At 72.1% G+C, this 9,297-nt stretch carries 4 protein-coding genes and 2 pseudogenes (2 of these 6 running past the window's edge); 5 read left to right on the forward strand and 1 reads right to left on the reverse strand.

Annotated elements, in window-relative coordinates; all coding sequences use genetic code 11:
• Positions 1–3,823: pseudogene (locus tag FrCorBMG51_RS01885) on the reverse strand (ATP-dependent helicase) (it extends 682 nt beyond the left edge of the window).
• A 55-nt stretch (positions 3,824–3,878) separates the two neighbouring features.
• Here FrCorBMG51_RS01885 and FrCorBMG51_RS01890 point away from each other — a divergent pair.
• From FrCorBMG51_RS01890 to miaB, 5 genes and pseudogenes are all read left to right on the forward strand, one after another.
• Complete coding sequence (locus FrCorBMG51_RS01890; RefSeq protein ID WP_047221395.1) at positions 3,879–4,073, forward strand: DUF3046 domain-containing protein; 195 nt, start codon at positions 3,879–3,881, stop codon at positions 4,071–4,073.
• Positions 4,074–4,301: 228 nt separating this feature from the next.
• Positions 4,302–5,339, forward strand: a complete 1,038-nt coding sequence (gene recA, locus FrCorBMG51_RS01895; protein ID WP_013874772.1) for a recombinase RecA — start codon at positions 4,302–4,304, stop codon at positions 5,337–5,339.
• Between the two features lie 16 nt (positions 5,340–5,355).
• Positions 5,356–5,850, forward strand: a complete 495-nt coding sequence (locus tag FrCorBMG51_RS01900; RefSeq protein ID WP_052914216.1) for a regulatory protein RecX — start codon at positions 5,356–5,358, stop codon at positions 5,848–5,850.
• A gap of 271 nt (positions 5,851–6,121) precedes the next feature.
• Positions 6,122–7,837, forward strand: coding sequence for a ribonuclease Y (gene rny / locus FrCorBMG51_RS01905; protein WP_047221396.1), 1,716 nt, complete (start codon positions 6,122–6,124; stop codon positions 7,835–7,837).
• 107 nt (positions 7,838–7,944) lie between these two features.
• Positions 7,945–9,297, forward strand: a pseudogene (gene miaB, locus FrCorBMG51_RS01910) (tRNA (N6-isopentenyl adenosine(37)-C2)-methylthiotransferase MiaB); it runs 70 nt beyond the window's last position.

Raw genomic sequence — 9,297 nt, forward strand, 5'->3', positions numbered from 1 at the left:
CCGTCGGCGGGCCGGTCCGCGACGGCATGCTCGGACGGGAGTAGCGCACCGGGCGCAGCCGGGGGCTGCGCCGAGCGGTCGGATGGCTGCCGCGGCGGGCGGCCAGCGAGGTCCGCAGCGGGGTGAGGCTGTCGTTGGTGACCAGGCCCGCCCACACCAGATCCCACAGCGCGGCTGCGAGCGCGGTGTCGTCGAGGCTGCCGACCCGGTCGGAGAGGGACCGGAAGAACAGGGCGGCCCCCGCGTCGAGGGCCTCGAGCACGGCGGCGTGCAGGGGGGTGCTCGCCGCGTCCGGGACGGGCGGTGGCAGCAGCAGGGGAGCGCTGTCGGCGAGGACCAGGGTCAGCCAGCCGTCGTTGCCGGGCAGCCCGCCCGCGCCGGCCCACAGCACCTCACCGGACACGCACAGCTCGTCGAGCATCCCCGGCTGGTAGTCCGCCACCCGGGCGGGCAGGACGAGCTGCTCCCAGGCGCTGGCCGGCATCAGCGCGCCCTGCAGCTGCTCGACGGCCCGCACCACCGCGTCGACGCCGTGGCTGCCACCGTGGCTGCCGTCCCGGCCGCGTGACAGCCCCTGCCAGGCGGGCAGGAAACGGGCAAGGGCCGTCACCGGGACGGGCTCGACGTCGCGGCGGGAGGCGGCGAGGCTGCGTCGGCGCAGTATCCGTAACACCGTGTCATCACACCACTGCTCGCCGGTGCCACCCGGGCGCAGTTCGCCGCGGACGAGCCGGCCGGTGGCGAGCATCCGCTCCAGGCCGGCGGTCACCACGGCCACACCCAGTCCGAAGCGGTCGGCGACCGCCTCGGCGTCGAACGGGCCGTGCGTGCGCGCGTAGCGGGCGAGCAGGTCACCGAGCGGGTCGCGGACCGTTTCGGTGAAGGCCGTGGGCACCCCGACCGGCACCGGGATGCCGAGGGCGTCACGCAGCCGGCCGGCGTCCTCGACGGCCACCCAGCGTTCCTCGCCGGCGACGCGCACCCGCAGCGCGCGGTGGGTGTCGGCGAGTTCGGCGAGGTGGGCCGGGGTCGCGCCGCGGGCCAGCGCCTCCGGTGTGCTGAGGTCGCCGACCACGCGCAGCAGGTCGGCGACGTCCTCGACGTCACGCGCCCGCCGGTCGGGTGCCAGGCGCTGCAGTTCGGCCTCCACCTGGGCGAGCACGGCCGCGTCGATCAGCTCCCGCAGGTCGGCCTGGCCGAGCAGCTGGGTGAGCAGGGAGCTGTCCAGCGCGAGCAGTTGGGCCCGGCGTTCGGCCAGCGGGGTGTCCCCGTCGTACATGAACGCCGCGACGTAGCCGAACAGCATCGAGCGGGCGAACGGCGAGGGCGCCGCGGTCTCCACCTCGACGACGCGCAGCGTGCGGGCCGCGATCTGACGCATCAGCCCGGTCAGGGCGGGGACGTCGAAGACGTCCTGCAGACACTCCCGCATGGTCTCCAGCACCACGGGGAAGTCGTCGAAGCGGGCCGCCACCGCCAGCAGGTGGGCGCTGCGCTGCCGTTGCTGCCACAGCGGCGTCCGGCGGCCGGGGGTGCGCCGCGGCAGCAGCAGCGACCGGCCCGCGCACTCCCGGAACCGGCTCGCGAACAGCGCGCTGGTACCGACCTCGGCCCGCACGAGCGCGTCGATCTCGTCGGGGTCGAACACGACCACGTCGGCGGTGGGGGCGAGGTCGGCGTCCGGGATCCGCGCGACGACACCGTCGTCGGAGTGCATGATCTGCACCTCGACGCCGTAGCGGTCGCGCAGCCGGGCGGCGATGGCCAGCGCCCACGGCGCGGCCACCGGGGCGCCGACGGGCGAGTGGACCGCCAGCCGCCAGTCGCCGAGCTCGTCCCGGAAGCGTTCGACGACGATCGTCCGGTCGTCCGGCAGATGGCCGGTGGCCGCCCGCTGGTCGGCGAGGTAGGTGAGCAGGTTGTCGGTGGCCCACCTGTCGAACCCGGCCGCCCGCAGGCGCTCGCGTGCCTGCCCGCTGTCGAGGCGGGCCAGCTCGCGGGTGAAGGCGCCGATCTCGCGGCCGAGTTCCGCGGGACGCCCGAGCGTGTCACCGTGCCAGAACGGCAGCTTGCCCGGCCGGCCCGGCGCCGGGGCCACCAGCACCCGGTCGGGGGTGATCTCCTCGATCCGCCAGCTTGACGACCCGAGCAGGACGACGTCACCGACCCGGGACTCGTAGACCATCTCCTCGTCCAGTTCGCCGACCCGGCTGGCCTTCTCACCCACCAGAAAGACCCCGAACAGGCCGCGGTCGGGGATGGTGCCGCCGCTGGTGACCGCCAGCCGCCCGCTGCCGGGCCGGCCGGTGAGGGTGCCGGTGACCCGGTCCCAGACCAGGCGGGGACGCAGCTCGGCGAAGTCGTCGCTGGGGTAGCGGCCCGCGAGCATGTCCAGGACCGCATCCAGAGCGGGCGGCGGCAGCGTCGCGAACGAGGCCGCCCGGCGGACCAGCGCGGCGATGTCGTCGACCGGCCAGGGATCCATCGCGACCATCGCCACGATCTGCTGGGCGAGCACGTCCAGCGGGTTGCGCGGATACCGCAGCTGTTCGATCCCGCCGTCGCACATCCGTTCGGCGACGACGGCGCACGACAGCAGGTCGCCGCGGTGCTTGGGCATGATCACGCCGCGGCTGGCGGCTCCGACCTGGTGCCCGGCGCGCCCCACCCGCTGCATGCCGGCGGCCACGCTCGGTGGTGACTCGACCTGGACGACGAGGTCGACGGCGCCCATGTCGATGCCGAGTTCCAGGCTGGAGGTGGCCACGACCGCGGGCAGCCGGCCGGCTTTGAGATCATCCTCGATGAGCGCCCGCTGCTGTCGGCTGACGCTGCCGTGATGCGCCCGGGCCACCTCGAGGGACGGGTCCCGCATGCGCTGGGCGTACGCCTCGTTCAGCCGGGCGCACAGCCGTTCGGCCAGCCGGCGGGAGTTGGCGAACACGATGGTCGAGCGGTGTGCGAGGACGAGGTCGAGGATGCGTTCCTCCACGGCCGGCCAGATCGACGCGGCCGGCCGCGGACCGGTGTCGGCGTCGGTAGTTGGACCGGCGAGCTGGGTCATGTCCGGCACCGGCACGACCACGTCGATCCGCAGGGTCTTTCCCGTGGGTGGGCGGACCACCGTGACCGCGCGGGCACCTCCGAGGAAGCGGGCGACCTCCTCGGTCGGGCGCACCGTCGCCGACAGGCCCACCCGCTGGGCGGGGGTGTCCAGCAGCGCGTCAAGGCGTTCCAGGCTCAGGGCGAGGTGGGCGCCGCGCTTGGTGCCGGCCACGGCGTGCACCTCGTCCACGATGACCGTCTCCACCCCGCGCAGCGCCTCGCGCGCCTGGCTGGTCAGGATCAGGAACAGCGACTCGGGCGTGGTAATGAGCACGTCCGGGGGCAGCCGTCCGAACGCCCGCCGCTCGGCGGCGGGGGNNNCCCGCCGCTCGGCGGCGGGGGTGTCACCGGAGCGGATACCCACCCGCACGTCGGGCTCGGGCCGGCCCAGGCGCGCCGCGGTGGCCCGGATCCCGGCCAGCGGGGCCCGCAGGTTGCGTTCGACGTCCACGGCCAGGGCCTTGAGCGGGCTGACGTAGAGCACCCGGCAGCGCCGGGACGCGTCGGCCGGGGGACCGGCGCGGGCGATCCGGTCCAGCGACCACAGGAAGGCCGCGAGCGTCTTGCCCGAGCCGGTCGGGGCGACGACCAGGACGTCGTCCCCGTGGCTGATCGCCTCCCAGGCGCCGGCCTGCGCGGGGGTGGGCGCGGGGAACACGCCGGTGAACCAGGCCCGGGTGGGGGCCGAGAACAGCGTGAGGGGGGACGGCGCGGGCATGCCCTCGAGTCTGCCTGTCGCGAGTATGCCTGTCGGGAAGGGCAGACTTGCACCCGTGCGACTGACCGAGTTCTGGGCGCGAATGAACAAGCAGTTCGGCTCCGGGTACGCGGAGTCGGTTGCCCGCGACCATGTTGTCGCCGGGCTCGGCGGGGTCACGGTCGAGGCGGCCCTCGCTCGCGGTGACGACGCCAAGGACGTCTGGCGGGCGGTGTGCGAGGAGTTCGGCCTGTCCGCGCGCGAACGCTGACGGTTCGGCGCGTCGAGGATGCTATCGAACGCCTGTTCGCCTACTGTGGATACCGAGTGACAAGGTGCCCCGGTGGGGTGAGCCGACGGGTGAGAAAGGCTGTTGATCGTGGCTGCTTCGACCGTCCAGTTGTCCACAGGCGCGGCCCGGCGCTCGAAATTGTCGGACCCGCCCCCTACCGTCGCCATCGTGGCCAAGAATCGACGACCTCAGCCTGGAGTGACCCCGATGGCAGGACTCGACCGCGAGAAGGCGTTGGAGAACGCCCTCGCTCAGATAGACAAGCAGTTCGGCAAGGGCTCGGTGATGCGGCTCGGTGACGACACCCGCCCACCGGTCCAGGTCATCCCGACCGGTTCCATCGCCCTGGACGTGGCGCTCGGCATCGGTGGGCTGCCGCGTGGCCGCGTCGTGGAGATCTACGGTCCGGAGTCGTCCGGGAAGACGACCGTCGCGCTGCACGCGGTCGCGAACGCCCAGGCCGCCGGCGGGATCGCGGCCTTCATCGACGCCGAGCACGCGCTCGACCCCGACTACGCGGCCAAGCTCGGGGTCAACACCGACGCGCTGCTGGTCTCCCAGCCCGACACCGGTGAGCAGGCGTTGGAGATCGCGGACATGCTCATCCGGTCCGGCGCGATCGACATCATCGTCATCGACTCGGTGGCGGCCCTCGTGCCCCGGGCCGAGATCGAGGGTGAGATGGGTGACAGCCATGTCGGTCTGCAGGCCAGGCTGATGTCCCAGGCGCTGCGCAAGCTCACCGGCGCGCTGTCGCACTCGGGGACCACCGCCATCTTCATCAACCAGCTCCGCGAGAAGGTCGGTGTCATGTTCGGTTCGCCCGAGACGACCACGGGCGGCAAGGCGCTGAAGTTCTACGCGTCCGTGCGGCTGGATGTTCGCCGTATCGAGACTCTGAAGGACGGGACGGATGCCGTGGGTAACCGTACCCGAGTGAAGGTCGTGAAGAACAAGATGGCCCCCCCGTTCCGCACGGCGGAGTTCGACATCGTCTACGGGGGCGGCATCAGCAGGGAAGGCTCGTTGATCGATATGGGGGTCGAGCAGGGCATCATCCGCAAGTCGGGGGCCTGGTACACCTACGACGGTGATCAACTGGGTCAGGGCAAGGAGAACGCCCGCTCCTTCATGCGGGACAATCCCGACATCGCCGACGAGATCGAAAAGCGAATCAAGGAAAAGCTCGGCCTGGTGCCGACGCTCGACGTGGATCCGGCGTCCCCGCCGCCGGCCGACCTGTGAAACAGGCCGCGGACCTGTGAAAGAGGCCGCGGACCCGGTCGCCAGAGCGCGGGAGATCTGTCTGCGCCAGCTTGAGGCCCGGCCGCGAAGCCATGCAGAACTGGCTGCCACCCTGGCGCGGCGCGGGGTGGATCCCGACACCGCGCAGGCGGTGCTGGCCCGTCTGGCCGAGGTGGGTCTTGTTGACGACAGGGCGTTCGCCACCGCGTTGATCTCCTCCGCGCGGGCGAACCGAGGTCTGGGTCGCCACGGGCTCGTCCATGAGCTGCGTCGCCGGGGGGTTGACGCGGATGTCATCGCCGCGGCGCTCGCCGACCAGGACGACCTGGACACCCACGACGAGGAGGCCGCCGCGCGGGAGCTGGTACGACGTCGTATGCCGGCGATGGCAGGGCTGCCGGCCCAGGTGCGCACCCGGCGTCTGGCCGCGTTGCTCGGCCGTCGCGGCTACCCGTCCGATCTTGTTGTAAGGGTGATCACCGAGGAGGTTGTGGATGGTTCGCTTGACTAGCTTTTCTTGACCGTTCACGAGCCGCAGACCTACTCTCGGCAAAGGTGAGAGGGCTCCCGCGGTGACGCGGTTCCGATAACGTGAAACAACTTCACACGAGGGTGGCTGGCCCGGATCGCGACGTCTGTGGACGCCGCCGCATCCGCTTGTGCTCAGGCGTTTGTCGGTAGCAGCACGGATTCCGCAAGTTCCGGAACAGCCCGTTTCGTGGGCCCCCTCGCCGTTTCGGCCCGTTGACCGCGGGCCAATCCCGGCCGAGGGAGGAGGACCGATGAGCGTTCTCCTCGTCGTGCTTGCCAGCTGCGTGCTCGTGGGCCTGGGGGTAATTACGCTGCTTCTTCTTCGCGTCCTGCGCTCGGGAGATGGCCTGGCGGCGTCCCAGCCCCGGGCCGGGGGCGAGGACGGCGCTGATGTCGAGGTGGCGGAGGCCGAGTCCGCTGAAGCCGCCGAGCTCGCCAGGCAGGCCAGCAGCCTGCGGGAGCAGGCGGAGCGGGAAGCCGCGGAGCTGCTCCGCCGCGCGGAGGAGAACGCCCGAGCGCTGCGGGAACGGGCCGAGGCGGAGTCGACGCTGCGTGGCTCCCTTGTCGAGGCGGAGGCGCGCGAGGCCGGCCGGAAGTCGGCGGAGACCTTCCGGACGCAGGCCGAGGAGGAGGTGCGGGCGCTGCGGGTGGAGCTGCGCGAGCGGGACGCCCGTCTCGCCCAGCGCGAACAGCGGCTGGAGGCCCGTGCCGCCGTCGTGGACGAACAGGCCCGCCACATCGAGGCCAGGGACCACGACCTGGCGGCCCGGGAGGCCGAACTCGCCAGACGGCGCGCGGAGGTCGTCGACCTGGAGGAGGAACGCCGCCGGACGCTGGAGGAGGCGGCCCGGCTCACCGCCGCCCAGGCGCGGGCCGAACTTGTCAAGGTCGTCGAGGCCGACGCCCGGCGGGACGCGGCCGTGCTGGTCCGCGACATCGAGGCGCAGGCCCGGGAACAGGGCGAAGAACGGGCCAGGAAGATCGTTACGCTGGCCATCCAGCGGGTCGCCTCGGAGACGACCACGGAGTCGGTCGTCTCCGTCCTGCATCTGCCCAGCGACGAGATGAAGGGCCGCATCATCGGCCGCGAGGGCCGCAACATCCGGTCGTTCGAGTCGGTCACCGGCGTGAACGTCATCATCGACGACACGCCCGAAGCGGTTCTGCTCAGCTGCTTCGATCCGGTACGCCGCGAAATCGCCAAGATCACCCTGGAGGCCCTGGTCGGGGACGGGCGCATTCATCCGCATCGCATCGAGGAGGAACACGACCGGGCCAGGCGCGAGGTCGAGGCACGCTGTGTGCGCGCCGGCGAGGACGCGCTCGTGCAGACCGGCGTCGCGGAGATGCACCCCGAGCTGATCCACATCCTCGGGCGGCTGCGGTACCGGACCAGCTACGGCCAGAACGTCCTGGCGCACCTGATCGAGTCCGCGCACCTGGCTGGGATCATGGCCGCCGAGCTGCGGCTGCCGCCGGCACTGGTCAAACGGGGCACCCTGCTCCACGACCTCGGCAAGGCGCTGACCCACGAGGTGGAGGGCAGCCACGCCCTCATCGGCGCCGAGATCGCCCGCCGCTACGGCGAGGACGAGGAGATCGTCCACGCCATCGAGGCGCACCACAACGAGGTCGAGCCGCGTTCGATCGGGGCGGTGCTCACCCAGGTCGCGGACCAGATCTCCGGCGGACGGCCGGGTGCCCGCCGGGAGAGCCTGGAGTCCTACGTCAAGCGGCTCGAGCGCATCGAGCAGATCGCCGGCGAACGCCCGGGGGTGGAGAAGGTCTTCGCGATGCAGGCCGGCCGCGAGGTCCGGGTGATGGTCGTCCCGGATCAGGTGGACGACATCGCCGCGCACATGCTCGCCCGCGACGTCGCGAAACAGATCGAGGACGAGCTGACCTACCCGGGCCAGATCCGGGTCACGGTGGTTCGCGAGACCCGCGCCGTCGAGACCGCCCGTTAGCCGTCGAGACCACCCGCCGGAGGCGGTGGAAAGTGTCTGTTGCGCCCGCGCCGTAGGCTGGCTGCGTGAGTCCCCGCAGTTACCAGGTCCGGACATTCGGATGTCAGATGAACGTCCACGACTCCGAGCGGATCGCCGGCATGCTGGAGGCCGCCGGTTACGTGCCCGCGGCCACGGATGTCACTCCGGACGTGGTGGTGTTCAACACCTGCGCCGTGCGCGAGAACGCCGACAACCGGCTCTACGGCAATCTTGGTCAGATGTACCCGGCGAAGAAGCACCATCCGGGTATGCAGATCGCGGTCGGTGGCTGTCTCGCGCAGAAGGACCGCGCGACGATCACCGAACGGGCGCCCTGGGTGGACGTCGTCTTCGGCACCCACAACCTGCACCGGCTGCCCGTGCTGCTCGAGCGGGCACGGCACAACGCGGCGGCCGAGGTCGAGATCGTCGAGGCGCTGGAGGTCTTCCCCAGCGCGCTGCCCTCCCGCCGGTCGACGCACCACTCGGCCTGGGTGAGCATCAGCGTCGGCTGCGACAACACCTGCACCTTCTGCATCGTGCCGAGCCTGCGGGGCAGGGAGACCGACCGGCGTCCGGGCGACGTCCTGGCCGAGGTCGAGGCGCTGGTCGCCGACGGCGTCATCGAGATCACCCTGCTCGGCCAGAACGTGAACTCCTACGGCCGGTCGCTGGGTGATCCCGGGGCGTTCGCGAAACTGCTGCATGCCTGCGGGACGATCGACGGGCTGGAACGGGTCCGGTTCACCTCGCCGCATCCGCGGGACTTCACCGACGACGTGATCGAGGCGATGGCGGCGACCCCGAACGTCTGCCCGCAGCTGCACATGCCGCTGCAGTCGGGGTCGGACGCGGTGCTGCGGCGGATGCGCCGCTCCTACCGCCAGGAGCGTTTCCTGGGAATCCTCGAACGGGTCCGGGCCGCGATGCCGCACGCCGCCATCACCACCGACATCATCGTGGGCTTCCCGGGCGAGACGGAGACCGACTTCGCCGACACCCTGCACGTGGTGCGCGAGGCGCGGTTCGCCGGCGCCTTCACCTTCCAGTACTCCGCGCGGGCGGGCACCCCGGCCGCCGCCATGGACGGCCAGGTCGACCCGGCTGCCGTGCGGGACCGTTACGAACGGCTGGTGGCCGTCCAGGACGAGATCTCCTGGGTGGGCAACCGCGCGCTCGTCGGCCAGCCGGTGGAAGTCCTCGTCGTCGAGGGGGAGGGGCGCAAGGACGCCGCCACCGGGCGGCGTTCCGGCCGCGCCCGGGACGGCCGGTTGGTCCATCTGGGTGCGCCGTCGGCCACCCTGATCCGTCCCGGCGACGTGGTGCGGACGGCGGTCACGCGGGGCGCGCCCCATCATCTCGTCGCGGACGGCCCGCTGCTGGCCCACCGGCGGACCAGGGCCGGTGACCTGTGGGAGGCCGAGCGGGAGCGGCCGGCC

Origin of the sequence: Protofrankia coriariae (assembly GCF_001017755.1) — a bacterium.
GTDB classification, from domain to species: domain Bacteria; phylum Actinomycetota; class Actinomycetes; order Frankiales; family Frankiaceae; genus Protofrankia; species Protofrankia coriariae.